A 22,752-nucleotide genomic window follows, 5' to 3' on the forward strand; every position below is an offset into this window, starting at 1 on the left:
CACCGCCCGGCGCGGTTACCGCCCAGCCTCGGACAGCGACAGCCCGGTGCCCGCATCGAACAGGTGCGCACGGTCCAGGTCGACAGTGACCTGCAGGCGTTCGCCCGGCGTACCGGTGACTGTGGGTCGTGCCTTGACCTTGAGGATCTCCGTCCCCACTCGGACGTCGACCACCGTTCGGTCACCGAGCGGCTCAAGGCCGTAGAGCTCCCCGGACAACGACGCGTTCCCACGCTGCTCGACGGACAGGTCCTCCGCGCGCAGGCCCAGTAGCAGCTGACGACCGTCCTCGGCCGTGGTCCAGCGGGGCCGTGGCAGCGTCCAGCCTGCCGCACCGACCAGTCGATCTCCGTCGGCGCGGCAGGCGAGCAGGCTGATCGGTGGGCTCCCGACGAATGCGGCGACCCACTGGTTGGCCGGACGCTCGTACACCTCGGTGGGCGTTCCGACCTGTTGCACCTGCCCCTCCTTGAGGACCGCGACCTGGTCGGCCATGGACAGGGCCTCGACCTGGTCGTTCGTCACGTAGACGAAGGTCGCTCCGAGGCTCCGGTGGATGCGGGTGAGCTCGGTGCGCATCTCGACGCGGAGCTTGAGGTCGAGGTTGGTGAGCGGTTCGTCCATGAGGAACGCGCGCGGGCTACGGACCAGCGCCCGGGCCAGGGCGACACGCTGCATCTCACCGCCCGACAACTGCGCGGGCCGACGTTGCAGCAGACGTTCGATGTGCAGCAGGCTGGACATCTGCTCGACGGCAGTGGCGATTTCACTCGAGGAACAGCGGCGCGCCCGCAGCGGCGAAGCGATGTTCTCGTACACCGTGTGTCGCGGGTAGAGGGCGTAGTTCTGGAAGACCATGGCCAGGTCGCGTGCGGCCGGGGTGTCACCGGTCGCGTCCCTGCCGTCCAGATGCACCGACCCGGCGTCAAGCTTCTCCAGGCCCGCGATCGCTCGCAGGGTCGTCGTCTTGCCTGCCCCGGAGGGCCCGAGTACGACGAAGAACGAGCCGTCCGGCACGTCCAGCGTCACCCCGTCCAGGGCCTGGACCTTGCCGAAGGATTTGCGCAGCCCGTGCGCTGCCAGGGTTCCCATCAGGCCACCAGCTCTTCCGTGCTCACGTCGTACACCGTTGGGGTCCCGCCGGTGTGCCGCAGCCCGACCTTCGCTTCAGCGGCGAAACGAACAGTCGGTGGCATCCGGACCCGGACGTCACGTTGGCCGCCGTGGTCGACCACGTAGATGATTTCGTCGCCCAGCCACTCCACCGAGACCACCCGGGCCGGGATCGAGCCTTCCGCCTCGGGTGCGGTGACTTCCAGCGCCTCCGGCCGGACGCCTGCGACCAGGCGGCGGTCGCGCGGCAGGCCAGGCGGTGGCGGGAGAACCAGTCCGCCCTCACCGCGCAGCTTCCCGTCGGCCACCTCCACCTCGATCAGGTTCATCGGCGGGGAGCCGATGAACGCGGCGCAGAAAAGACTCGCCGGACGGTCGTAGACCTCCAGCGGCGTGCCGATCTGCTCCACGCGGCCCTTGTTGAGGATGGCGATTCGGTGACCTAGCGACATCGCTTCGACCTGGTCGTGGGTGACGTAGACCATCGTCGCCCCCAGTTCTCCCTGCAGGTGCTTGATCTCCGTGCGCATGTCCGCACGCAGTTCCGCGTCCAGATTGGTGAGAGGCTCGTCCATGAGGAAGGCGCGCGGTCGTCGTACCAGGGCGCGAGCGAGCGCGACGCGCTGCTGCTCCCCGCCGGAGAGCTGGCGCGGTCGCCGGTCCAGGAGAGGACCGAGCTGCATCAGCCGGGCGGCCTCGTTGACCCGCTCGTGCACCTCCGGCTTGGGCAGGCCTTCGGCCCGCAGCGGGAACGCCAGGTTGTCGCGGATTTTGAGATGCGGGTAGAGGGCGTAGAACTGGAACACCATGGCGATGTCGCGCTCGGCGGGCGGCAGGTCGTTGACCAGCGTGTCGCCGATGCGGATGTCGCCCGTCGTCTGCCTCTCCAGGCCGGCGATGGCCCGCAGCGTTGTCGTCTTGCCGCAACCCGAGGGGCCGAGCATCACGAACAGCTCGCCGTGGCCGATGGACAGGTCCACGTGTTCGACTGCGACCGTCCCGTCCGGGTAGCGCTTGTGCAGCGCTGTCACCTCGATGCCCGCCATCAGCGTCGCACCGCCCCGAGCGTCACACCGGCGATGAGGTGCTTGCGCACCAGGTACGCGAAGACGAGCACCGGTAGGGCGAACACCACGGAGGCGGCGGCCACGAGACCCCAGTCCGTAGTGGTGCCGCCGATGAGGCCGGCGATGGCGGGTGGGGCCGTCCGGACGTCGTCGCTGGAGGTGAGGAAGGTGGCGAACACGAACTCGTTCCACGAGAAGATGAGCGCGAAGACCGCCGTCGCGGCGATGCCGGGCACGAGCAGGGGAAGGGTGTATCGCCGGAACGCCTGCAACCGGGTGTAGCCGTCGAGCATGGCGGCATCCTCGTACTCCGCGGGCACCTCGTCGACGAACCCCTTCATCATCCAGATCGTGAACGGGACGTTGAACGCGGTGTAGATGAGGATCAGGCCGAGCTTGTTGTCGATGAGTCCGACCTGGCGGTACATGAGGAAGATCGGGATCACGACCACCACGGGCGGCATGAAGCGGGTGGACAGGATGAAGAACAGTTGGTCCTTCTTGGCCTTCACGGCGAAGCGTGAGTAGGCCCAGGCCGCCGGGACACCCAGCACGGTGGCCAGCACCGTGGAAGCTCCGGCGACCACGACGGAGTTGAGGAACGAGACGGACAGGGCCGAGCGACCGCCGTCGGGGTTGACGAACACGTCCTTGTAATGATCCAGAGTGATCTTGAAATCGAAGAACTTGGCCGGGATGGCGTAGACGTCCCGGTTCTCCTTGATGGACGTCTCGATCATCCACAGCACCGGAAAGAGCATCACGACGGCCAGCACGGTCAGCAGCGTGACCTCCAGCACGGAGCGGCCCCGGCCGCCAAGGCGGCGCACGGGGGGCGTGTGATCCCGGGCAGGACCTGTGGACACGGCCTCGTCGACGGAGACGGCCATCAGCCCTCCTTGAGCTTGTTCAAATAGCGCAGGTAGAACTGCGTGAGGATGATGACGACGAGGACCATGAGGATCCCGTACGCCGAAGCGGTTCCGGTGTTGAAGCCAAGGAACGCGACCTTGTAGATGTGGAACGACAACGTCTCGGTGGAGACGCCGGGGCCTCCGTTGGTGAGGATGTAGACGAGGTCGAACAGCCGAAAGGCCTCGATGGCCCTGAACATCACGGCAATGAGAAGCAGTGGCCACACCAGCGGAAGAGTGATGGTGCGGAACCGGAACCACTCGGACGCCCGGTCGATCGAGGCGGCCTCGTACAGGTACTTGGGAACCGCGCTGAGGCCGGCGAGTGCGATGAGCATGATGAACGGCGTCCACTGCCAGGTGTCGACAACGACCAGGGAAAGCAGTGCTGTCCGCTGCCGGGTGAGCCACTCCACCTGCCCCAGGCCGACCGAGCCGAGCATGCTGTTGACCACGCCGAACTGCGCGTCGAGCATGAACCGCCAGAACAGCCCGACCACGACCGGCGACAGCATCATCGGAACCAGGAACAGAGTGGTCAGCACTCCTCGCCCGTGCGTGCGCCGGGAGATCAGGTAGGCGATGCCGAAGCCGAGCACGGTCTGCAGGCCGACCGCGCCGACCACGTAGATCAACGTTGTCAGGGCCCTCGTGTGGACCTGCGCCGACGTCAGGATTGCCGTGTAGTTCCCGAACCCGATGAAATTGGCGCGCCCCCCGCGGGTGGCCGAGTAGTCGGTGAAAGACAGGTACAACGCCCACAGCAACGGGAACACCGACATGGCGAGCAACAGCAGCATCGCGGGGGAGATGAACGTGACGGCGAGCCAGCGGTCGCTCAACCGGCGGGACCGCCCCGGTGCAGGTGGCGTCACAGACGCCACCTGCCCGGGATCGGTCGTCAGAGGGACGGGGTCACTCACAGTCCGCCGCCGCCCTTGCGGCTGCTCGAGTCGAGCACGCTCTGCTGCTCCTTGGCGATGTCGTCGAGCGCATCCTTCGGCTTCTTCGCGCCGTTGAGGGCCGCGTTCACGTTGGTGTTCTCGATGTCGACGAGGCGCGCGTACTCGGGCACGTTCCACATGTCCCGCATCCGCGGAACCGAGTCCGCGTACACCTTGTTGAACGGCCCGGCATTGAGGAACTCGGGCGACTCCAGGGCATCCGTACGCGCTGGCACGCCGCCGGCCGCGGCCCACTTCTTCTGGACATCAGCCTGCTCGAACCACTTCATGAAGTTCAGGGCCTCGGCCTGGTTCGCCGCGGCGGAGTAGGCCGACACGTGCATCCCCATACCGCCGAGCGGCACCAGGTTCGTCTTCTGGCTCGGCAGGGTGGCAAACCCCAACTTGTCGAGAATCTGCTCCCGCGTGGTGCCGAGGGTCGACTCCTTCGGATCGAGCAGGCCGCCGCTCGCGGCGATCCAGTTGAAAGCGATGCATGCCTTGCCCTGGGCGACCGCCGCGTTCACCTCGTCGATGAACCAGTTGCCGGAGCCCTTCGCGGTCAGCGGCTTCATCTTGTTGACCAGGACGTCCATCGCCTCCTGGCCAGCGGCGTCGTTGAGGACGCCCTCGATCTTGCGGTTCTTGGGGTCCCAGAGGTTGCCGCCGTAGACGCCGTTGACCGTGTTGTAGGTGACGGCTGCGGCGTCGGACCCGTTGGCCTGGTGGAAAGCCAGCCCGCTGACGCCAGGGTTGTCCGCCTGGCACTTCTCGGCGGCTGAGATCATCTGGTCCCAGGTCTGCGGCGGCTTGTCGCCGATCAGGTCCTTGCGGTAGATCATCGTCCAGGTGTCGCCGAGCAGTGGCAGGCCGTACAGGCTGGCGTTCTCGTCGCGCTTGCCGGTCTCCGCCTGGGGGAACTGGCCGTACGCCGCCAGGAGGTACGGGTTGTAGGCCGCGACGTCGATGTTGTTCTTGACGAAGTCGGTGAGGTCGAGGATGTTGCCGTTCGTCACGGCCTCGCCGATGTGTTGCGAGTCCAGGATCGCGATGTCGAAGTCGGTCTTGCGCGCGGCGAACTGGGTGAACATCGCGTCGTGCCAGTTCGCGTTCGGCACGGTGTTGACCTTGATGGTCGCGTTCGGCCGTACCTTCTTGTACTCCGTGTTCGCGAAGGCTTCCAGTGCCTTGGCGGGGGGCCAGTCGAACCAGATGAAGCTGAGGGTCAGCGGGTCCTTGGTGAGCTCCGGGATGGTCGCCGGCGCCTTGGGGGCGCTCGCCTTCTCGTCGTCGTCCTTGCCATCGCCGCAAGCCGTCATGGTCGTGGCCACCAGCAGCATGGCCGCCGTCGCCAGCCGTGCCTTCCGGCCGGTTGTGGACATTCTTCCTATTCGCTTCGGACTGTGCATTTTTATGCCTGCTTTCTGGGTGGGGACTTCTAGAACCTCGCTATGTGCTTCGCCGAGCAGTTGCTGGGTTGTCCAGGCGTGTTGCCGGGCCGTCGCGGGGGCCGACCCGCGGACCGGCGTCACGAGTACGCCGCGATGTACTGGGTCTTCATGGTGTCGAGAAGTCCTTCGGCCCATCTGCGGCCCGGTGACGGACCGAGCAGGACGTCGAACATGCTCAGGGGAGCTTCAGGTGATCGAAGTGGAGCGATGGCGGGCGGCTCCGCCATGGGTGCAGGATGGCGATCATTCGCCACCTTTCCTATACGATCCCGGTGGGGGCGTCAGCATCCCGCAGCGTTGCGATCGATGTCAACAGCTTCCCGCAGGCGCAAGGAAGGACCTCACCTCACGATGGACGACGAAGCGATGATCGCGCGGGGCCGCAGGGCGGTGACGGGCGGAATACCGCCGGGCAGATCTGGTGGCCGGCTTGCCGACGAGGTGTACGACACGCTGCTCGGACAGCTGATGTCGCTACGGATCGAGCCTGGCTCCCGCGTCACGATCGACGTCCTGGCGCGGGAGCTGGGGGTCTCGCAGACGCCGATCCGAGACGCTCTGAACCGCATGGAGGCCGAGGGCCTGGTCGTGCGCGTACCCCATGCCGGCTACCGCATTCCGCCCCAGATCACCCGTCACCGATTCGAGGACATGCTCGAGGTCCGCCTGCTCCTCGAGCCGGCGGCGGCGCGCAGATCCGCGGAACGCGCGTCCTTGGAGCAGGTGGCCGGTCTGCGACGGATGCTGGAGGAGATGGCGGAGCTGGAGGGGGGCAACGGGCCGATGGCCTATGGCGCCTTCGGGCTGCGCGACGCCGCTTTTCACGATCTCGTCGCCCTGAGCGCGGAGAACCAGGTCATCCGTGAAGCGCTCGCTCGCCTGCACAGCCACGTGCACCTCTTCCGGCTGCACCACGACACCCAGGTCACTCACCTGGCCATGGCCGAGCACGAGGACATTGTGGCCGCGATCGCCGCGCGTGACCCCGACGCCGCCGCCTACGCGATGCGTCGGCACATCCTGCGGTCCGGCGAGCGCTTTCGACGGTTGTTCGACGAGATCGAGGACGCGGACGGAGTGGCGGTAGAGGCTTGACGGGCGCGCTGGGCCCAGGAATGCTGACTCAATCCTGATCGGATCGGATTGGATCCACCTCACCCGCCCCCAGATGCGAGGAGAAGCAGGTGCCCAGAGCGCTGCTCCTGACCGGCGACGCCGCCGAGGAGCTCGACACCATGTATCCCTACTACCGCGTGCAGGAGGGCGGCTGGGACGTCGACGTCTCGTCACGGACGATGCGCGACGTGCAACTGGTCATCCACGAGTTCGACCCCAACTCCGACGCCTACGTGGAGAAGAACGGCCGCAAGCTGCCGGTCGACGTGCCCTGGGCCGAGGTCGACGTCGAGCGCTATGACGCCCTCATCATTCCTGGGGGACGTGCCCCCGAATGGATCCGGGTCGACGCCGACGTCAGGCGTATCACCGAGCACTTCTTCGCGCGCAACCTCCCCATCGCGTTGGTGTGCCACGGCGCGCAGGTGCCAGCGGTGTACGGGCTCCTGAAGGGTCGAAAGACGGCGTGCTTCCCCCCGATCACCGGTGACATGGAGAACGCGGGCGCGACGGTCATCGACGCCCCCGACGTCGTCGACGGCAACCTCGTCTCCTGCCGGGGGTGGCCCGACATGCCGCAATTCGGCAGGGCGATGATGGAGCTCTTCTCGAAGTCTGTCGACCCCGCATCGGCATGAGCACACCTGGCCTGCCCCGGTGACCGCACTTCGGAGCCTCACAGTCGACGGTTCCCCCGTCCACGTCCTGGAGAGCGGCACGGGGCCGGCGGTGCTGATGCTGCACGGCTCCGGACCCGGCACGACCGGGTCCGGCGCCTGGGCAACGACGGCGCAGGCGCTGGGCGCGTCCTGGCACCTGGTGGCTCCGGACCAGGCGGGGTTCGGCCGCACACCCATCCCGGCGGGCTCCAGGGGTGGGCTCCGGCTGTGGACCGAGCAGGCAGCAGGCCTGATGGATGCTCTCGGTATCGAGCACTACGCCGTGGTGGGTCACTCCATGGGCGGTGCCGTGGCGCTGGCGTTGGCGGCCGCGCGCCCCCAGCAGGTCACCCGTGTCGTGGCGGTCTCGACGATGGGCGCCCCCGGGGCACCGCTGTCCGCCGACCTCGACGCGGTCTGGGCCGCCCCCGCCGGCCCGATCGGGGCACGAGACATGCTGAGTCGCCTCGTCCTCGACCAAGCGCTCGTGACCGATTCGGCCGTCGAGGCCCGTGCAACCGCGATGCGAGCGGGGGAGGCCGCATTCGCGTCGTTGTTCCCGCCACCCAGGGCACGATGGGCCGACGAGCTCACCCTCTCGGCGCAAACCCTGGCAGCGGTACGCGCGCCCGTGCTGCTCGTACACGGCGCCGAGGACCGGGTCACCCCGCTCGAGACGGCAACCCAGCCCCTGCTCGAACACCTGGCCGACGTCCGTCTGCACGTGTTCGGCCGATGCGGGCACGTGCCGGCGATCGAACACCCGCAGGAGTTCAGGCAACTGCTGTCGTGCTTCCTCCGCCCGGACCGAGGTCACTGACTGCTGCGGCAGGCTGCACGACCTCAGGGCCGAGTGTTCATGAGTGCCACGACGACAAACCGTGCGGAGTCACGGCAGTTCGTGAGAGCGAACCGGTGCCCCGCCGACCTGAGGTCGACGGGGCACGGTTGGTGCAGGGAGTGGATCAGGCGACGAAGCGGGTCTTGCGGCGGCGGGCCACCACGAAGCCCGCAGCGCCGGCGGCGAGCAGTACGCCACCGATGCCGGCGGTCAGGCCGGCCTTGGCACCGGTGATCGGCAGCGAGCCATCGGTGTCCCCGCCTCCCTGGCCGTCATCCCCACCGGGATTCTCGCTCCCGCCGTCGGCGCTCGCGATGATGGTGATCGTCGCCCTGTCGTTGGCTGGGTTGAGATCCACGCCCGTGTCGAAGGTCAGCCGCACCTGGGCGGCCCGGGTGCCGGCCTCGTCGAGGCGCAGCTCGAACTCGTACTCGATTTTCTCGCCCTGCGCCAGGCGTTTGTGCTCGCCGCAGTGGTACACCGTTGCGCCAGGCTTTCCAGGCACCCAGTCGCCGTAGCTCGAGCAAGTCATCGGAACGCGTACGGCCGTTACGCCACTCGGCAGCGAGAGCACGGTACGGGCACGGAGATCCTTGGCTCCGTCAACGTTGACAGCCGCTGGGCCGTTGTTGACATAGCCGACCTTCAGCGGCACCGTGGCGCCGACCTTCCCAGTCGCGGTCGCCGGCGTCCCGAGCGCCGCCACTTCAGTCCCCTGGTCACCGCTGACCTGGAGTCTCATCAGCGTTCTGTCGTTCTGGTCGTTGACGTCTGTCTGCCGCGAGCTGCTGTGCAGGCTGACCGGCTCAAGCGTCAGCTCCCCCTCGGTGCCCTGCTGCCCAAGTCGCACTGGCATCGAGGACTGGAACTCCTCCCAGTCGGCCGGCGTGTACCAGTACGCCGCACCGGAGTGGCCGTTCGGGGCCGGGTCGTCGGCCGGCACGGTGAAACCGAAGCGAGAGTCCAGCCGTGCGGCGCCGCCCGGCTCGATGGTGGTGTGGAACCGGCAGGCGAAGGCGTGGCGGAAGGAGTCGGCGGGGCTGTACTCGCAGTTCTTGTACCGCTTCGACGGGCCGAGACCGTAGCCGCCTTCAAAGAACAGCACCACGTCGTGGACGGCCTTCTCGCCCCGGTTCGCCACCGTGAGCGGGACGTCGAGCGTGTCGCCGAGGGCGCCTGTCAGCTCGAGCCGCTGCTCGATGGCGGCGAGATCCACGCCCTCACCGATGCTGACGGTCGAGTGGTAGGTGGCCGAACCGCCTTCGGCATCGGTGACTGTGAACTTGAGTTCACCCTGCTGGTCGGGGGTGGCACTGTCCTTCGCCCGCACCCTCACAGCGACCATGTTGATGTACGAGCCGTCGTCTACCTTGTCCAGCACCTTGCAGGTGAGGATCGCACCGGACTCGGTGCAGGGTTTTTCACTTTGGCCGTTCCACACGTCGGCGAAGCCGGCGACCTTGCTCCGGTCCACCTTGACGGTGTAGTCGCCTCGCTCCCTGGTGCGGGCAAAAAGCTCCGTGTAATCTCCAGGGCCGCCGGGGGCGACAACCACATCCTTGGCGTAGAGATCGAGGTCCTCGGCGGCAGGGGCGGCGAAGGCGGGGATGGCGGAAGCGGCGACGAGCGCGCCTACGACGCCGAACCCGGCAAGCCAGCGCCGGGCGAGTTGCTTGGGCATTACCGGGTTCCTCCGTGGGATTGATCAGTGGAGCCCGTGGAGCTTATGAGGCCGTTAGGACTGGGGCCGCCCCACTCGGGCACCTGCGGCGGATACGGGCCGAACGGGGGGCCAGCATCGCCGTAAGGTCGGGTGCCGCACCAGGGCGAGGGTCATCTTTCTGATCCTCCGGGGCCTACCCACTAGCATGGCGTCATGACCGTAGATCTGTTCGCGGGCATCCCCGTTCGCGACTACGCCGCCGCGGCGGCCTGGTACGAGCGACTCCTCGGCGCCTCGCCGTCGTTCCTACCGAACGACACCGAGGCGGTGTGGGAGCTCGCCGAGCACCGGTACCTGTTCATCGAGGTGCGGCCCGACCATGCCGGGCACGCCATGCACACCGTCTTCGTCAGCGACTTCGACGCCCGCATTGCCCAGATCGCCGAGCGCGGCCTGGAGCCGGCCGGGCGCGATACCTACGACAACGGCGTCCGCAAGGCAACCTTCCGCGACCCGGACGGCAACGAGATCGGCTTCGGCGGCGGGCCGGTCTGACGGAGGCCAGCGACCCCGCCGTGCCGGCGGGCCGCCACGACCGGGCGTCGAATGCTCACTGCCGCGCTGGTCGCTGTCGCGATCGATCGATCGATCGATCCCAGCTGCACCAGACGGAGGGCGCCATCGCTGCGGGCACGGTCCGCCACCGCGTATCTCGGCCCCGCGAAGGCCCTGCCAAATGGTTGAAGGGGAATGGCGTTCGTACGATTCCAGTGCCGGGACGACTTCGCTACAGTGCCGGTCATGGTGCGCAATGGCTAGCGTCAGAGGCAGCTTTGAGTATCCCGATGGGCTGATTCCAGGAACGTCCAAAGCGGGCGGACTTCACCAGAATCTGTACAACAGCGCCGGGAAGCTCGTTGACCACGGCACGTTCATCCCGGACGGTGACAGCACGGGGTCGGCAGGGCCGGGGAGAGCGTCCTCGGAGTTCAAGGATCTGGTCAGGACACTGGCTCTGGAAGCCGCCACGAGGGCTGCCAAGGCGGCCGCGCCGCATGTCGAGAGATGGTTGGTGCAGCAGGCGCTGCCGGCTGCGAAGACCGCGTTGACCCAGCAGGCGGTCCCAGCAGTGAAGTCGACATGGAATAACCAGGCGCTCCCCGCCATGCGGTCGACGTGGAATTTTGTGTCAGGGAAACGATCCTCTCGCGGTGCCATTGCCGCCGAGTCGGCGCCGGAGGCGGGTCCGATCCGGGTTACGGCGACTGTGGGCGGGGAACCGTCGCCAGAACTGGTCGCGGCGCTTGAGAGCTTCAGCGCCGGGGCCAGCGAGGCGGAAGCGAGGGAACGCTTTGTCGCGGCGATGATGGCCCAACTGCTCACCGAGGATGGTCGACTGTTCAACGAGGTGCAGGCGAGGGTACTGCTCAACGTCGGGGCCGAGGAGCTGAACATGGAGAGCGCGCTCGGCCCGGAGCAGGTGAGCGACAGCATCAAACGGATGCTGGAGGAGGATCCAGCGTTGATCGATGAGCTGGTACGGGCTCTAGGGCCGCGCCAGATCGAGGGGTGAGCGACGCTCCGCTTGGGAAACGGCGGTGCAGCCACCTACTGGAAGCGGGCGCGCACGGCTGAGCGGGGACCCCCGCGTTCCATCTCCCATACGTCTCATCGAGCTGGTTCAGTGCCTCGTCGGCGGTTCCCGCGTAGGCGAATGTCTGGGAGTCGATGTCCTGGCCGCCGAAGTGCCATCCGACCCGATAGCCCAGGCAGGAAACGATGATGTGCGCCAGCCGCCAGGCAATCGTGGTCACCGGCGCCGGCGCCGGGTCAGGGGACGCGGAGTCCATCGTCCATTCCCCCGAACCCGCCGACATCGGTGCGGCCGACGTGCCCCGTGGGCGGATGCTCCAGCAGCCACGCACCGGCGCGGCGGACCCTGACCGCTCGCGCTCGGCCTGCTGGCGGCCTGTGGCTGGCGCGGCGGGCGGGCGGCGCGGCCTCAGCCTGCGGCCGCAGCGGTGATGTAGGTGTGGAAGGCCGCTACCTGTTCATCCGTGACAACTGGTTCGAAGTCCAGGCGCTCGCTCGGAACGATGCTGGTACCCGTACCGGTGACTGTCACGAACCAGGCGCCTTCGTGTCCGAACCAGCGCGCCTGCGCCAGGACGCCGATGTCGTCGCTCTCTGAGGGGTCATCGGGGTTCTCCCCGGCGATGATGCGAACCCACTGCCCGTCCTGGCCGTAGGGCGGCTGCGGGACGTGCAGGGTGAGGTTGTCCGCGCCAAGGCCATCACCGAACAGGCGAGCTGCACCGGCCTGGGCCAGTGCCCACAGATCCGCTGTCCTACCCGTGCGGCCTACCTCCACCTCGCCGTCCGGACCGTCGACCAGTACGGCGTACGAGCGGTCAGGCTCGTGCCGCACCCGCGCTCGCACCTGCATCTCGGGGTCGCTCATCCGTTGATGATGCTGCAGCCGCTCTAGCGGAAGCCCGCCGTACAGCCATTCGTTGCAGCCGAGCCGGCTGCCGGCGAAGGGCGGAACCGTTCGGTCGGCCGCCCGGGCAGCGGGTGTCACCGCCGCTGTGCTCCACGCAGTGCCCGGGTGGTCAGCACCAGGAAAGCGGCTGCCGTGCGTGCCAGCCGGAGGTGGCACGCAACGAGCGCGATGAGGGCCAGCCCGGCGGATGTCTCGGCTCGGCCGCTTGATTGCTCTGCCTGGATCCCGGCCGGTGTGGCTTTCCGTGGCAGATCTCTTGACTTCTCCTGAAACCGGGCGTAAACAAAGCACAAGCAAAACGAAACGGCGGTGAAACAACAACATGTACGCCGAAGAGCGACAGCAGGAGATCCTTCGCATCGCCCGGGACGTGGGCCGGGTCGAGGTCGCTGGCCTGGCCGATGGGCTCAACGTGACGTCGGAGACCATCCGCCGCGATCTCACCATCCTGGAGCGGGCCGGGGTGCTGCGCCGCGTCCACGGTGGAGCGATTCCGGTCGAACGGCTCGGGTTCGAGCCCGCGCTGGCGGCGCGTGACGCGGTACTCATCGAGGAGAAGGAGCGCATCGCCAAGCTCGCCTTGAGTGAAGTGCCGGAGGAGGGCGCGATCATCCTCGACGCCGGCACCACGACCGCCCGGCTGGCCCAGCTGCTCCCGGTCGACCGTGAGCTGACCGTCGTGGTCAACTCGCCGGTCATCGCCACGACCCTCGGTACCTATGCCAACCTCAACGTGCTGCTGTTGGGTGGACGGGTCCGCGGGAAGACCCTGGCGACCGTCGACGACTGGGCGCTGTCGCCGTTGGCGGACCTCTACGTCGACGTCGCGTTCATCGGGACCAACGGCATCTCGGTCGAGCGTGGGCTGACCACCCCGGACCCGTCCGAGGCGGCGGTGAAGCGGGCGATGGTCCGTGCGGCCCGCCGCACGGTGGTGGTCGCCGATCACACCAAGCTCGGCAACGACTATTTGGCCCGGTTCGCTGAGCTGGCCGACGTCGACCTGCTCATCACCGACAGCCGTGCCGACCTCGACCTGGTCGGTGACCTGGAGTCCGCAGGCGTTCGGGTGGTACGCGCATGAGAGCGGGGCGGGCATGATCGTCACCGTCACCCTCAACCCCAGCCTCGACCGGGCCGTGGAGGTCGACTCACTCACCCGGGGTGAGGTCATCCGGGCTGCCACAGCTCACCTTGACCCCGGCGGCAAGGGCGTCAACGTATCCCGTGCCCTGCTGGCCAACGGGGTGCCGTCGGTAGCAGTGTTGCCGTCCGGCGGTGACGAGGGCAACCAGCTCATCCGTCTGCTCAAGGCGGAGGGTGTGGAGGTCCTCGCCGTGTCGATCTCCGGAAGGACCCGTTCCAACATCACCCTGGCCGAGCCCGACGGCACGGTCACCAAGATCAACGAGCCTGGCCCGGCCATGTGCAGCGCCGAGTTCCACGAGGTGATCGACCGTGTGCTCGCCCGTGCCAGCGGTGCCGACTGGGTCGTGCTGTGCGGCAGCGTCCCGCCCGGCCTGCCCGCCGACGCTTACGCTCAGTTGTGCCGGAAGCTGCGCGCTGCCGGCGTCAGGGTCGCGGTCGATACCAGCGGTCCTGCCCTGCGCGAGGCCGCCCTGGCCGGGGCGACAGTGCTCAAGCCCAACCGCGACGAACTGGCCGAAGTGGTCGGCACCCCGCTGAAGGACCTCGGCGATGTGGTCGATGCCGCTCAGTGCCTGCGGGCATGGGGAGCCGGCACCGTCGTGGCCAGCCTCGGCGCTGACGGCGCTGTCCTGGTCGATGCCGAAGGGGTCCGCACCGGCACCTGTCCAGTCGCCCGGCCCCGGAGCGCCGTCGGCGCCGGCGATGCGCTGCTCGCCGGGTTCCTCGCTGCGGGCGCGCAGGGTGCCGCCGCTCTCGCTGAGGGCCTGGCCTGGGGCGCCGCCGCGGTGAGCCTGCCCGGCAGCCGGATGCCCGGTCCAGCGGACCTGTTCCGCCACGACGTCACCATCCACTCCTAGCCGGACGAGCTTCTTCCCTTCGCCGTCTGGACCGTCCCTCGATGAAGGAGATACCCCCGTGACCTCCTCTTCCTACACACCAGAGGTGAAGGGCCAGGGCCTCAGAGCCACGGTGCAACGCCTCGGCGGCTACTTGGCCGCGATGGTCATGCCCAACATCGGCGCGTTCATCGCCTGGGGCCTGATCACCGCACTGTTCATCCCGACCGGTTGGATCCCCAACAAGACCCTGGCCGAACTGGTCGGCCCGATGATCAGCATCCTGCTACCGGTGCTCATCGGCTACACCGGCGGCCGGCTGGTCCACGGCCAGCGCGGTGCCGTCGTGGGCGCGGTGGCGACCATGGGCCTCGTCGTCGGCGCGGATGTGCCGATGATCCTCGGCGCGATGATCATCGGGCCGCTCACGGCCTATGTCCTCAAGCTGTTCGACGGCCTGATCGAAAACAAGATCCGTCCCGGCTTCGAGATGCTGGTCGACAACTTCAGCGCCGGCATCATCGGCGCCGCGATGGCCATCGGCGGTGTCTACGGCATCGGCCCGGTGGTCGAATGGCTCACCAAGCAAGCCGGCTCGGGCGTCGACTGGCTCGTCGGCAAGGACCTGCTGCCGCTGACCTCGGTGCTCGTCGAACCCGCAAAGGTGCTCTTCCTCAACAACGCCATCAACCACGGCGTGTTCGGCCCGTTGGGCATCGCCGAGGCGGCCGACAAGGGCAAGTCGATCCTGTTCATGATCGAGTCGAACCCTGGCCCCGGCCTCGGTCTGCTGCTCGCCTTCATGGTCTTCGGCCCCCGCGCGCTGCGCCCCAGCGCCCCAGCCGCGATCATCGTGCAGTTCCTCGGCGGCATCCACGAGATCTACTTCCCGTACGTGCTGATGAAGCCAAAGCTGATCCTCGCCATGATCGCCGGTGGCGCGGCCGGCGTCGGCACCTTCGTGATCACCGGTGCGGGCCTGGTCGCCACCCCCTCGCCGGGCAGCATCTTCGCCTATCTCGCCGTCACCCCCAGAGGCGGCCACTTCGGGGTCATCCTCGGCGTCGTGATCGCCGCCGCCGTCACCTTCGCCGTCGCCTCGGCCCTGCTCGGCTTCGGGCGCGGCGAGCCCGCCGCGGACGCTGTCGGCCCCGACGAGGAGACGGCTGTCCGCCCGGACGAGGAAAGGGTTGTCGACCCCGACGAGACCCTGAACAAGTCGGCCAAGCAGGAGGTCTGAGCACATGCCCACCATCAACGGCACCGACATCAAGAAGGTCGTCGTCGCCTGCGACGCCGGCATGGGCAGCAGCGTGATGCTGGCCAGCCAACTACGGCGGCAACTCGCGAAGAACGCGGTGACCGTCGAGCACACGCCGGTCAACTCGATCCCGGCGGACGCAGACGTGGTCATCTGCCACCAGGGGCTCACCGCGCGGGCCCGGGTCAGCGCGCCCGACAAGGTGATCGTGCCGATCCAGGTGTTCATCGGCGACCCGGCCGTCACCAGGGTCGTGAACGCGGTGCAGCGCGGCGGTGAGCTGAGTGGCTGAGCTGCTGGCCCGTGACGCGATCCGGCTCCACGAGCGGGCCGGATCGCGCGAAGAGGCGATCAGCCGCTGCGGCGCGGTACTCGTCGAGGTCGGCGCGGTCGCCCCGGCGTACGTGGCCGCGATGCTCGCCCGCGAGCAGAGCGTCTCCACGTACATCGGGGAGGGCGTCGCCATCCCGCACGGCACGCTGAACAGCAAGGAGTCGGTCCAGCGCGACGCACTCGCGGTGCTGCGCTTCCCAGACGGCGTCGACTGGGACGGCTTCGACGTGCGGGTCTGCGTCGCCATCGCCGCAGCCGGCGACGGGCACGTGGACATCCTGGCCCAGCTCGCCTCGGTGCTGATGGACCCGGAGCAGGCGCAGCGGCTACGAGAGTCGACGAGCGCCGATGACGTGATCACCATCCTTGAAGGGAAGCCCTCGTGAAGGTTGTCCGATTCCACGCACCCGGTGACGTCCGCATCGAGGACGCGCCCGAGCCCACGCCGGGCCCCACCGACGTGAAGATCCGCGTCCGGGCATGCTCCACCTGCGGCACCGACGTGAAGATCTCCCGCTTCGGCCACCACCACATCGCCCCGCCGCGCGTCATGGGCCACGAGATCGCCGGCGAGATCGTCGAGGTCGGCGCCGATGTCACGGGCTGGCAGCCCGGCGACCGGGTCCAGGTCATCGCCGCCATCCCGTGCGGTCAGTGCGCCGAGTGCCGGCGCGGCCGGATGACCGTGTGCCCCAACCAGGTGTCGATGGGCTACCACTTCGACGGCGGGTTCGCCGAGCACATGGTTGTGCCGCACAACGTCCTCGCCGTCAACGGACTCAACCGGATCCCCGAGGGACTCAGCTTCGCCGAGGCATCCGTCGCCGAGCCTCTCGCCTGCGTCCTCAACGGCCAGAACCTCGCCGGTGTGGGGGAGGGCGACGACGTGGTCGTCGTGGGCTCCGGGCCGATCGGCTGCCTGCACGTCCGCCTGGCCCGCTCGCGCGGCGCGGCCCGGGTGTTCCTCGTCGACCTCAACCGCGAACGCCTCGACCTGGCCGCCAACCTGGTCCGGCCGGACGCGGCGATCTGCGGCGCCGAGACCGACGTCGTCGACGCGGTACTCAAGCTCACCGAGGGCCGGGGTGCCGACGTCGTCATCACCGCCACGGCCGCCGGCGTCGCCCAGGAGCAGGCGGTGCAGATGACGGCGCGGCAGGGCCGGATCAGCTTCTTCGGCGGCCTGCCGAAGGACAAGCCGGTCATCTCCCTGGACTCCAACCTCGTGCACTACCGCGAACTGACCATCGTCGGCGCCAACGGCTCCAGCCCGGAGCACAACAAGGAAGCGCTGCGACTCATCGCCAACGGCTCCGTGCCGGTCGCCGACCTCATCACCCACCGCCTGCCGCTCGACCGCGCCCTCGACGCCTTCGGCATCGTGGCGCGCGGCGAAGCGATCAAGGTGACGATCGAACCCTAGGGGGATCCGATGCCCACCAGAACAGTCCTCGTCGGCTCCGCCAGCGGGCTGCACGCCCGACCGGCGGCGCTGTTCGTCGCCGAGGCGGCGAAGCAGCCGGTGCTGGTCACCATCCGCAGCGGCGACAAGAAACCCGTGCCGGCCCGCAGCATGCTCGCCGTGCTGTCGCTCGGCGCCAAGAAGGGCACCGAGGTCACCCTGGAGGCCGACGGCGACGGCGCCCAGGCCGCCGTCGACACCCTGGCCGACCTCCTCGAACGTGATCTGGACGCCGTCGATGCGTGAACTCCGGGGGATCGGGGCCAGCCCCGGTGGTGCGGCGGGGCCGGTCTACCGGTTGGCCCCGCCGCCGGCCCTGCCGCCGCTGGTGGAGGCCGTTGATCCCGGGGCCGAGAAGGCGACCGTCCGGGCCGCGGTCCTCGCCGTCGCCGCCGACCTGACCCGTCGGGCGGACACCGCCCTGGACGTGACCGCCGCCGAGGTCCTGCGCGCGCAGGTCATGATGGCGCAGGACGAGACGCTCATCGACGCGGCCGACATCGCCATCGACGGCGGTGCGGACGCGCCGCACGCGATCACCGACGTGCTCGCCGGGCACCGGGCCGCCTTCGAAGCCGCAGGCGGGTACCTCGCCGAGCGGGTCAGCGACCTCGACGACCTGCGGGACCGCCTCGTCGCAGCGTGCCTCGGGCTGCCGATGCCGGGCGTGCCGGACCCTGGCCATCCGTACCTGCTCATCGCCCGCGACCTGGCGCCCGCCGACACCGCCGGCCTCGAGCCGGGCCTGGTGCTGGGCCTGATCACGGCAGAGGGCGGGCCGACCAGCCACACCGCGATCCTGGCCCGGACACTCGGTATCCCGGCCGTGGTCCGCTGCCCGGGCATCCTGGACGTGACCGACGGCGCGCTGGCCAGTCTCGACGGCACGAGCGGCGTCGTGGTGGCCGGTGTCTCCGCCGAGACGGTGACCACTGTCAACGCGGACCGGCTCGCGGAGATCGAGCGCCGCGCCCGCTCCCGAGGCCCCGGGCGGACCGCGGACGGCCATCCCATCGCGCTACTGGCCAACATCGGATCCGCTCGCGACCTCACCGGCGAGGTTGAAGGCGTCGGCCTGTTCCGCACCGAGCTGCTCTACCTCGACCGCAGCGACCCGCCGTCGCACGAAGAGCAGGTCACCGCGTACCGCGACGTCTTCGCCGCGCTGCCCGGCAGCAAGATCGTCGTGCGTACCCTCGACGCCGGCGCCGACAAGCCGCTGCCGTTCCTGCGTCTGGCCGATGAACCCAACCCCGCGCTGGGCATCCGCGGTCTGCGGGTCGCACGGCAGACACCTTCCGTGCTCACCACGCAGTTGGCCGCGATCGCGGCGGCGGCTGCGGCGACGGACGCCGACGTCTGGGTGATGGCGCCGATGGTCGCCACGGCGGCGGAGGCGGCAGCGTTCACTGAGTCCTGCCGCGAGCACGGCCTGCCGACCGCCGGCGTGATGATCGAGGTGCCAGCTGCGGCCCTGTGCGCCAGCCAGGTGCTATGCCACGCGGATTTCCTCAGCGTCGGCACCAACGACCTCAGCCAGTACACGTTCGCCGCTGACCGTATGTGCGGCGACCTCGCCGACCTGCTCGACCCGTGGCAGCCCGCGCTGATCGCGCTCCTCGCCTCCTGCGCGGCAGCTGGCGTCGAGGCGGGCAAGCCAGTCGGCGTGTGTGGAGAGTCCGCAGCGGATCCCGATTTCGCCCTGGTGCTGGCAGGCCTGGGCATCACCAGCCTGTCCATGGCGCCCCGCAGCATTCCGGCGGTGCGCGAGTCCCTGGCCGCGCACACCCTGGACGAGTGCCGCCGGATCGCCGAGGCGGTCCTTGCTGCCCCCAGCCCGGAGGCAGCCCGGGCGGCGGCGGCCGGTGCTTCGCCCCAGCTCCGGTCCGGCGTCGGCGTGCCCGTGCGGTGAGTCGGTCGCACAGATCGCACGGAATCTCCACGCACCGCTCACCTGCTGCTGGAATCAACCGTTCGTCCGCGACGATGGACGAGAGCCATGGCGGACCGTGTTCGAACTGCGCGCCCAGCTCGACAAGCCGCGACGCTCGGTAGGCCCTTGTGCGTGTTCCGAACCGGGACACCAGGGCGATGGTCGGACGGCCAAGCGGCCGCCCGACCATCTTCCTGCGGTCAGGCGGTCAGCTGCCGCCGCACATCGGCTGAGTCGTGCAGGTTGGTCATCTGGACGAATCGGCCGTCGCGGACCTTGTAGATCGCGTACTCGACGATCTCGAACGACTTTCCGGTCGGCGCTACGCCGAGCCACTCCTTCACGGGAGTGCCGGTGTTGACCACACGCGCGGCGATGCGATCGCGGTCGAACAGCAGTTCCTGAACCTCCCAGTGCATGTCCGGAACGGCGTTGATGATGGACCGCACGTCGGCGAGGACATCGTCCCTCGTCCCCGGCTCTCCGTTCAGCACAACCTCGTCGGCGATGAACTCGTGTGGTATTCCCCGGTGGGGCCATCGGGCCCGATCAGGGCCAAGGCGACAGTTGCGTCGGTGCCTTCGGTGGCGGTGTAGCCAGGGTCGGAGGCGTTGATCCGCATTCCGGGCACGTTCTTGGCGTACTGAATGGTGAGTGCGAGCACGGCGGCTTTCGAGTTGGCGTACGGAATCATGTATCCGTGGAACGAGTCGTCCTCGGGGTCCAGCAGGGCGCGCGGGAAGCCGAGTCCGGAGGCGACGTTGACGATCACCGGCGGGGACGACTGCCGCAACAGGGGCAGGGCGGCCTGGGTGAGCCGTACGACGCCGTAGACGTTGGTCTCAAAGGTCACGCGCATCGCGTCGACGTCCAGGTCGTCAAGGTTCCACGACGAGCCTACGACGGCCGCGTTGTTGATCAGAACATCGAGTTTGGACAGCGACCCGATCGCCTTGTCGACGCTGTCCTGGTCGGTGACGTCGAGCTGAACCGCGACGGCTCCGAGGTCGCGGGCGGCATCGCCGGAGGCCAGGTCACGCATGCCGGCGTAGACGGTGTGACCGGCGGCGATCAGGCGGCGGGTGGTTTCCAGACCGAGGCCCTTGTTGGCCCCGGTCACCAAGGTTGTGGTCATGCCACCCAATGTGCGCCGCCGCCGGACCGACCGGCAGGCTCTGTTCGACGGTGGGACCGGCAGTACCACCCACTGCGCCGGATGCCGGGCATCATGGATGACGTGGATGAGTTCGCGTAGGTCCTTCGAGCATGGCGGGACCGGGTACGCCCCGAGGACGTGGGCCTGCCCCCAGGCCTGGGTCGTCGCGCTCCCGGGCTGCGGCGTGAGGAGTTGGCCCAGCTCGCCCGGGTAAGCGTGGACTACATCGTCCGCCTGGAGCAGGGCCGGGCCCGTCACCCCTCACCGCAGCTGCTGGCCTCGCTGGCCCGGGCGCTGCGCTTGAACGACCTGGAACGCGAAGCCGCCCACCGAGCCGGTACGCCGGATGGCCCCGCACTGCTGGAGAGGCTCAGCCGTCGCCGGGGCGCACCAGCCCGCTCTCGTAGGCGATAACCACAAGCTGGGCGCGGTCGCGGGCGTTCAGTTTGTGCAGCAGACGACTCACGTACGTGCGGGCGGTGTCCGGGCTGAGATGCAGGGCAGCTCCGATCTCCACATTCGACCGTCCGGTGCCAACCTGTGCCAGGACGTCGCGTTCGCGCCCGGTGAGCCCGGTCAGCCGGGCCGGGTCTGCGACGGGGGAGCGGGCGGCCGCGGCGATCACCCGCCGGGTCACCGCGGGTGACAGCAGCGCGTCTCCGCCGGCCACCACGCGGACGGCGTCCCGCAGGGCGTCGGGCGGGGTGTCCTTGAGCAGGAAGCCGGCGGCGCCGGCGCGGATGGCCTCGAAGAGGTACTCGTCGTCGTCGAAGGTGGTCAGCATGACCACCCGGACGTCGGCCAGCGTCGGGTCGGCGAGGATGCGGCGGGTGGCCTCGATACCGTCGCCGCCGGGCATCCGGACATCCATCAGGACGACGTCGGGCCGCTGCTCGCGGGCGACCGCCACACCGGCCCGGCCGTCGCCGGCTTCGCCGACGACGGTGATGTCCGGGGCGCGTTCCAGCAACGCGCGGAGTCCGGTGCGGACCAGGTGCTGGTCGTCGACGAGGAGGACGCGTACGTCGGTCATGCGGCGACTCCGGCCAGCGGTAGGTGGACCGAGACCCGGAAGCCGCCGTCAGCGGTCTCGCCGGCATCGAGGGTTCCGCCGAGCAGGGCAACCCGCTCCGACATACCGCGTAGCCCCTGACCCGTCTCAACCGCCGTGCCGCCGGTGGATCCCCGGCCGTCGTCGACGACCTCCACCGACAGCCGGGCCGGGGTCGCCCGGATCGTCACCGTGGCGCGGGTGGCGTGCGCGTGGCGCAGCACATTGGTCAGCGCCTCCTGCACGATGCGGTACACAGTGCTGCCGACCACCGTGGGCAGGGTGTCGACCGACCCGTCGAGACGCAGTTCGACCGGCAGCCCACCGCGGCGGACGCCCTCAATGAGCGTACGCAGCTGGGTGAAACCGGGGTCCGGCTCGCGTGGCCCGGGCTCGCGACGCAGCGTGCCCAACGTGGCACGCAGCTCGGCCATGGCGCTGCCGCTCACCGAGTGGATCGCGGCCAGCGCGGCCTCGGCCCGCTCGGGCTCGGCATCAGCAAGTGCCTCCCTCGCCACAGCCGACTGCAGGGTGACCACCGACATCGTGTGTCCGAGCGTGTCGTGCACCTCCCGGGCAATGCGCAGCCGCTCGGCCTCGACCTGGCGGGCTGCCTCCCGGCGGCGTTCCTCGGCCGCCGAGGCGGCCTGCCGGGCCAGCGTGACCCGTAGCGAACGCCGGTTGCGGACGGCGTCACCGAGAGCGATGACGGCGAGTATCAGGGCCGCCTCGGAGCCGAGACCGGCACCGATCACGACAGAGATGTCGTCTCCCTCGACGAGCCGGGCGGCCACCGAAACGGCCAGCAGGCTCCCGCCGACGGCGGCGGCCGGGACCACCCGGCCCCGCTGGGCGGCCACGTAGAGGATGGCGGCGGCCGGCGCGGCCACGCCGACCGGCGGCAACTCCAGCGCGTAGTAGCCGAGGATGCCGGCGGCTGTCGCCAGCAGCGCGGGGACGGTCCAACGCCGGGCTACCAGCAGCAGTACGGCCAGGCCGACCCCGAACCCGCCAGCCAGCGCCGCCCGGGAGGTCGGCGCGTCCTCGGTCGCGATCGCCGCCGCGACCAGGCCCAGGATGGCCACAGCGAGCAGCGCCTCGGTTCGGGTGGGTGAGGTGGCCTGCACGTCCGTGAGCCTAAGTCGGCGTGGGCCAGCGCCGCTGCCGTCCGCAGGCATCACCCCCGCCCCCGCACGTACGTCGAGAAGCGATGCCAGCTCACGCGGCTGCGCGGCAGACGGCCCCGAATTGGCGACCTAGCGTCGACGACGACATCACAGATCGTGCCCGCAAGGTTTCG

General features: G+C 69.1%; 25 protein-coding genes and 1 pseudogene. 14 read left to right on the forward strand and 12 right to left on the reverse strand.

Features of this window, described 5'->3' with window-relative positions; genetic code table 11:
- Nucleotides 1–15 precede the first annotated feature (15 nt).
- Genes ACFYP0_RS15165 through ACFYP0_RS15185 form a run of 5 tightly spaced genes read right to left on the reverse strand, consistent with a single transcriptional unit; the run spans nucleotide 16 to nucleotide 5,570 of the window.
- Nucleotides 16–1,092: an ABC transporter ATP-binding protein gene (locus tag ACFYP0_RS15165; RefSeq protein ID WP_124862573.1), complete on the reverse strand. Its 1,077-nt coding sequence runs from the start codon at nucleotides 1,090–1,092 to the stop codon at nucleotides 16–18.
- Nucleotides 1,092–2,159, reverse strand: coding sequence for an ABC transporter ATP-binding protein (locus ACFYP0_RS15170; RefSeq protein WP_124862576.1), 1,068 nt, complete (start codon nucleotides 2,157–2,159; stop codon nucleotides 1,092–1,094). The genes ACFYP0_RS15165 and ACFYP0_RS15170 overlap by 1 nt, the downstream gene beginning before the upstream one ends.
- Entirely contained in the window at nucleotides 2,159–3,070 is a 912-nt protein-coding gene (locus ACFYP0_RS15175) for a carbohydrate ABC transporter permease (protein WP_124862579.1), read from the reverse strand. The genes ACFYP0_RS15170 and ACFYP0_RS15175 overlap by 1 nt, the downstream gene beginning before the upstream one ends.
- Nucleotides 3,070–3,969, reverse strand: coding sequence for a carbohydrate ABC transporter permease (locus ACFYP0_RS15180; protein ID WP_244219221.1), 900 nt, complete (start codon nucleotides 3,967–3,969; stop codon nucleotides 3,070–3,072). The genes ACFYP0_RS15175 and ACFYP0_RS15180 overlap by 1 nt, the downstream gene beginning before the upstream one ends.
- 44 nt (nucleotides 3,970–4,013) lie before the next feature.
- Nucleotides 4,014–5,570: a sugar ABC transporter substrate-binding protein gene (locus tag ACFYP0_RS15185; RefSeq protein WP_244219222.1), complete on the reverse strand. Its 1,557-nt coding sequence runs from the start codon at nucleotides 5,568–5,570 to the stop codon at nucleotides 4,014–4,016.
- Nucleotides 5,571–5,840: 270 nt separating this feature from the next.
- Between ACFYP0_RS15185 and ACFYP0_RS15190 the strand changes: the two genes are divergently transcribed.
- The 3 genes from ACFYP0_RS15190 to ACFYP0_RS15200 all read left to right on the forward strand — a co-directional run bounded on the left by ACFYP0_RS15190 (nucleotide 5,841) and on the right by ACFYP0_RS15200 (nucleotide 8,084).
- On the forward strand, nucleotides 5,841–6,584 hold the full coding sequence (locus ACFYP0_RS15190) for a GntR family transcriptional regulator (protein ID WP_124862586.1): 744 nt from the start codon (nucleotides 5,841–5,843) through the stop codon (nucleotides 6,582–6,584).
- An 89-nt stretch (nucleotides 6,585–6,673) separates the two neighbouring features.
- On the forward strand, nucleotides 6,674–7,243 hold the full coding sequence (locus ACFYP0_RS15195; RefSeq protein ID WP_091407098.1) for a DJ-1/PfpI family protein: 570 nt from the start codon (nucleotides 6,674–6,676) through the stop codon (nucleotides 7,241–7,243).
- 19 nt (nucleotides 7,244–7,262) lie between these two features.
- On the forward strand, nucleotides 7,263–8,084 hold the full coding sequence (locus tag ACFYP0_RS15200; RefSeq protein WP_355493365.1) for an alpha/beta fold hydrolase: 822 nt from the start codon (nucleotides 7,263–7,265) through the stop codon (nucleotides 8,082–8,084).
- Between the two features lie 145 nt (nucleotides 8,085–8,229).
- Here ACFYP0_RS15200 and ACFYP0_RS15205 read toward each other — a convergent pair whose 3' ends face one another.
- Nucleotides 8,230–9,786: an LPXTG cell wall anchor domain-containing protein gene (locus ACFYP0_RS15205; RefSeq protein ID WP_355493366.1), complete on the reverse strand. Its 1,557-nt coding sequence runs from the start codon at nucleotides 9,784–9,786 to the stop codon at nucleotides 8,230–8,232.
- 195 nt (nucleotides 9,787–9,981) lie between these two features.
- Between ACFYP0_RS15205 and ACFYP0_RS15210 the strand changes: the two genes are divergently transcribed.
- Together ACFYP0_RS15210 and ACFYP0_RS15215 are read left to right on the forward strand one after the other, a co-directional pair.
- The gene (locus ACFYP0_RS15210; protein ID WP_355493367.1) at nucleotides 9,982–10,323 is read left to right on the forward strand and encodes a VOC family protein; all 342 of its coding nucleotides are present in this window, start codon (nucleotides 9,982–9,984) and stop codon (nucleotides 10,321–10,323) included.
- A 256-nt stretch (nucleotides 10,324–10,579) separates the two neighbouring features.
- A complete protein-coding gene (locus ACFYP0_RS15215; RefSeq protein WP_355493368.1) occupies nucleotides 10,580–11,341 on the forward strand; it encodes a hypothetical protein in 762 nt (253 codons plus the stop codon).
- Nucleotides 11,342–11,408: 67 nt separating this feature from the next.
- Here ACFYP0_RS15215 and ACFYP0_RS15220 read toward each other — a convergent pair.
- Nucleotides 11,409–11,696: pseudogene (locus tag ACFYP0_RS15220) on the reverse strand (DinB family protein); the annotation flags it as partial.
- A gap of 74 nt (nucleotides 11,697–11,770) precedes the next feature.
- Nucleotides 11,771–12,229 (reverse strand): hypothetical protein, encoded by a 459-nt coding sequence (locus ACFYP0_RS15225; RefSeq protein WP_356979283.1) that lies wholly within the window; start codon nucleotides 12,227–12,229, stop codon nucleotides 11,771–11,773.
- A 364-nt stretch (nucleotides 12,230–12,593) separates the two neighbouring features.
- Between ACFYP0_RS15225 and ACFYP0_RS15230 the strand changes: the two genes are divergently transcribed.
- Genes ACFYP0_RS15230 through ptsP form a run of 8 tightly spaced genes read left to right on the forward strand, consistent with a single transcriptional unit; the run spans nucleotide 12,594 to nucleotide 19,224 of the window.
- Nucleotides 12,594–13,355, forward strand: a complete 762-nt coding sequence (locus ACFYP0_RS15230) for a DeoR/GlpR family DNA-binding transcription regulator (RefSeq protein ID WP_112676261.1) — start codon at nucleotides 12,594–12,596, stop codon at nucleotides 13,353–13,355.
- 13 nt (nucleotides 13,356–13,368) lie between these two features.
- The gene (gene pfkB, locus ACFYP0_RS15235; protein ID WP_124862604.1) at nucleotides 13,369–14,277 is read left to right on the forward strand and encodes a 1-phosphofructokinase; all 909 of its coding nucleotides are present in this window, start codon (nucleotides 13,369–13,371) and stop codon (nucleotides 14,275–14,277) included.
- Nucleotides 14,278–14,335: 58 nt separating this feature from the next.
- Nucleotides 14,336–15,496, forward strand: coding sequence for a PTS mannitol transporter subunit IICB (gene mtlA / locus ACFYP0_RS15240; RefSeq protein WP_124862607.1), 1,161 nt, complete (start codon nucleotides 14,336–14,338; stop codon nucleotides 15,494–15,496).
- 4 nt (nucleotides 15,497–15,500) lie between these two features.
- Nucleotides 15,501–15,809 carry a PTS lactose transporter subunit IIB gene (locus ACFYP0_RS15245; RefSeq protein ID WP_124862610.1) on the forward strand — a complete coding sequence of 103 codons (309 nt, stop codon included), beginning with the start codon at nucleotides 15,501–15,503 and terminating at the stop codon, nucleotides 15,807–15,809.
- Nucleotides 15,802–16,236, forward strand: coding sequence for a PTS sugar transporter subunit IIA (locus ACFYP0_RS15250; RefSeq protein WP_386996378.1), 435 nt, complete (start codon nucleotides 15,802–15,804; stop codon nucleotides 16,234–16,236). The genes ACFYP0_RS15245 and ACFYP0_RS15250 overlap by 8 nt, the downstream gene beginning before the upstream one ends.
- On the forward strand, nucleotides 16,233–17,273 hold the full coding sequence (locus ACFYP0_RS15255; RefSeq protein ID WP_386996380.1) for a zinc-dependent dehydrogenase: 1,041 nt from the start codon (nucleotides 16,233–16,235) through the stop codon (nucleotides 17,271–17,273). The genes ACFYP0_RS15250 and ACFYP0_RS15255 overlap by 4 nt, the downstream gene beginning before the upstream one ends.
- Nucleotides 17,274–17,282: 9 nt before the next feature.
- Nucleotides 17,283–17,558: an HPr family phosphocarrier protein gene (locus ACFYP0_RS15260; RefSeq protein WP_124820844.1), complete on the forward strand. Its 276-nt coding sequence runs from the start codon at nucleotides 17,283–17,285 to the stop codon at nucleotides 17,556–17,558.
- On the forward strand, nucleotides 17,551–19,224 hold the full coding sequence (gene ptsP, locus ACFYP0_RS15265; RefSeq protein ID WP_124862619.1) for a phosphoenolpyruvate--protein phosphotransferase: 1,674 nt from the start codon (nucleotides 17,551–17,553) through the stop codon (nucleotides 19,222–19,224). Before ACFYP0_RS15260 ends, ptsP begins: the two co-directional genes overlap by 8 nt.
- 221 nt (nucleotides 19,225–19,445) lie before the next feature.
- Here the strand turns inward: ptsP and ACFYP0_RS15270 are convergent, their stop codons facing one another.
- Nucleotides 19,446–19,739, reverse strand: coding sequence for an ester cyclase (locus tag ACFYP0_RS15270; RefSeq protein WP_208741460.1), 294 nt, complete (start codon nucleotides 19,737–19,739; stop codon nucleotides 19,446–19,448).
- A complete protein-coding gene (locus ACFYP0_RS15275; protein ID WP_124862625.1) occupies nucleotides 19,733–20,380 on the reverse strand; it encodes an SDR family NAD(P)-dependent oxidoreductase in 648 nt (215 codons plus the stop codon). The genes ACFYP0_RS15270 and ACFYP0_RS15275 overlap by 7 nt, the downstream gene beginning before the upstream one ends.
- A gap of 159 nt (nucleotides 20,381–20,539) precedes the next feature.
- Between ACFYP0_RS15275 and ACFYP0_RS15280 the strand changes: the two genes are divergently transcribed.
- A complete protein-coding gene (locus tag ACFYP0_RS15280; protein WP_208741461.1) occupies nucleotides 20,540–20,815 on the forward strand; it encodes a helix-turn-helix domain-containing protein in 276 nt (91 codons plus the stop codon).
- Here the strand turns inward: ACFYP0_RS15280 and ACFYP0_RS15285 are convergent.
- On the reverse strand, nucleotides 20,772–21,434 hold the full coding sequence (locus ACFYP0_RS15285) for a response regulator transcription factor (protein ID WP_124862628.1): 663 nt from the start codon (nucleotides 21,432–21,434) through the stop codon (nucleotides 20,772–20,774). The two genes, ACFYP0_RS15280 and ACFYP0_RS15285, sit on opposite strands and share 44 nt — an antisense overlap.
- Complete coding sequence (locus ACFYP0_RS15290; RefSeq protein ID WP_124862630.1) at nucleotides 21,431–22,579, reverse strand: sensor histidine kinase; 1,149 nt, start codon at nucleotides 22,577–22,579, stop codon at nucleotides 21,431–21,433. The genes ACFYP0_RS15285 and ACFYP0_RS15290 overlap by 4 nt, the downstream gene beginning before the upstream one ends.
- Nucleotides 22,580–22,752: the final 173 nt, after the last annotated feature.

The sequence above is a fragment of the Micromonospora arida genome (assembly GCF_042873195.1).
GTDB classification, from domain to species: domain Bacteria; phylum Actinomycetota; class Actinomycetes; order Mycobacteriales; family Micromonosporaceae; genus Micromonospora; species Micromonospora arida.

Excerpts from the sequence above, each read along its gene's own strand:
- pfkB (WP_124862604.1), top strand. The coding sequence starts at position 13,369 with ATGATCGTCACCGTCACCCTCAACCCCAGCCTCGACCGGGCCGTGGAG.
- ptsP (WP_124862619.1), top strand. The coding sequence starts at position 17,551 with ATGCGTGAACTCCGGGGGATCGGGGCCAGCCCCGGTGGTGCGGCGGGG.
- ACFYP0_RS15285 (WP_124862628.1), bottom strand. The coding sequence starts at position 21,434 with ATGACCGACGTACGCGTCCTCCTCGTCGACGACCAGCACCTGGTCCGC.
- ACFYP0_RS15215 (WP_355493368.1), top strand. The coding sequence starts at position 10,580 with ATGGCTAGCGTCAGAGGCAGCTTTGAGTATCCCGATGGGCTGATTCCA.
- ACFYP0_RS15210 (WP_355493367.1), top strand. The coding sequence starts at position 9,982 with ATGACCGTAGATCTGTTCGCGGGCATCCCCGTTCGCGACTACGCCGCC.
- ACFYP0_RS15170 (WP_124862576.1), bottom strand. The coding sequence starts at position 2,159 with ATGGCGGGCATCGAGGTGACAGCGCTGCACAAGCGCTACCCGGACGGG.
- ACFYP0_RS15275 (WP_124862625.1), bottom strand. The coding sequence starts at position 20,380 with ATGACCACAACCTTGGTGACCGGGGCCAACAAGGGCCTCGGTCTGGAA.
- ACFYP0_RS15230 (WP_112676261.1), top strand. The coding sequence starts at position 12,594 with ATGTACGCCGAAGAGCGACAGCAGGAGATCCTTCGCATCGCCCGGGAC.
- ACFYP0_RS15165 (WP_124862573.1), bottom strand. The coding sequence starts at position 1,092 with ATGGGAACCCTGGCAGCGCACGGGCTGCGCAAATCCTTCGGCAAGGTC.
- ACFYP0_RS15225 (WP_356979283.1), bottom strand. The coding sequence starts at position 12,229 with ATGAGCGACCCCGAGATGCAGGTGCGAGCGCGGGTGCGGCACGAGCCT.
- ACFYP0_RS15205 (WP_355493366.1), bottom strand. The coding sequence starts at position 9,786 with ATGCCCAAGCAACTCGCCCGGCGCTGGCTTGCCGGGTTCGGCGTCGTA.
- ACFYP0_RS15190 (WP_124862586.1), top strand. The coding sequence starts at position 5,841 with ATGGACGACGAAGCGATGATCGCGCGGGGCCGCAGGGCGGTGACGGGC.
- ACFYP0_RS15245 (WP_124862610.1), top strand. The coding sequence starts at position 15,501 with ATGCCCACCATCAACGGCACCGACATCAAGAAGGTCGTCGTCGCCTGC.
- ACFYP0_RS15260 (WP_124820844.1), top strand. The coding sequence starts at position 17,283 with ATGCCCACCAGAACAGTCCTCGTCGGCTCCGCCAGCGGGCTGCACGCC.
- ACFYP0_RS15175 (WP_124862579.1), bottom strand. The coding sequence starts at position 3,070 with ATGGCCGTCTCCGTCGACGAGGCCGTGTCCACAGGTCCTGCCCGGGAT.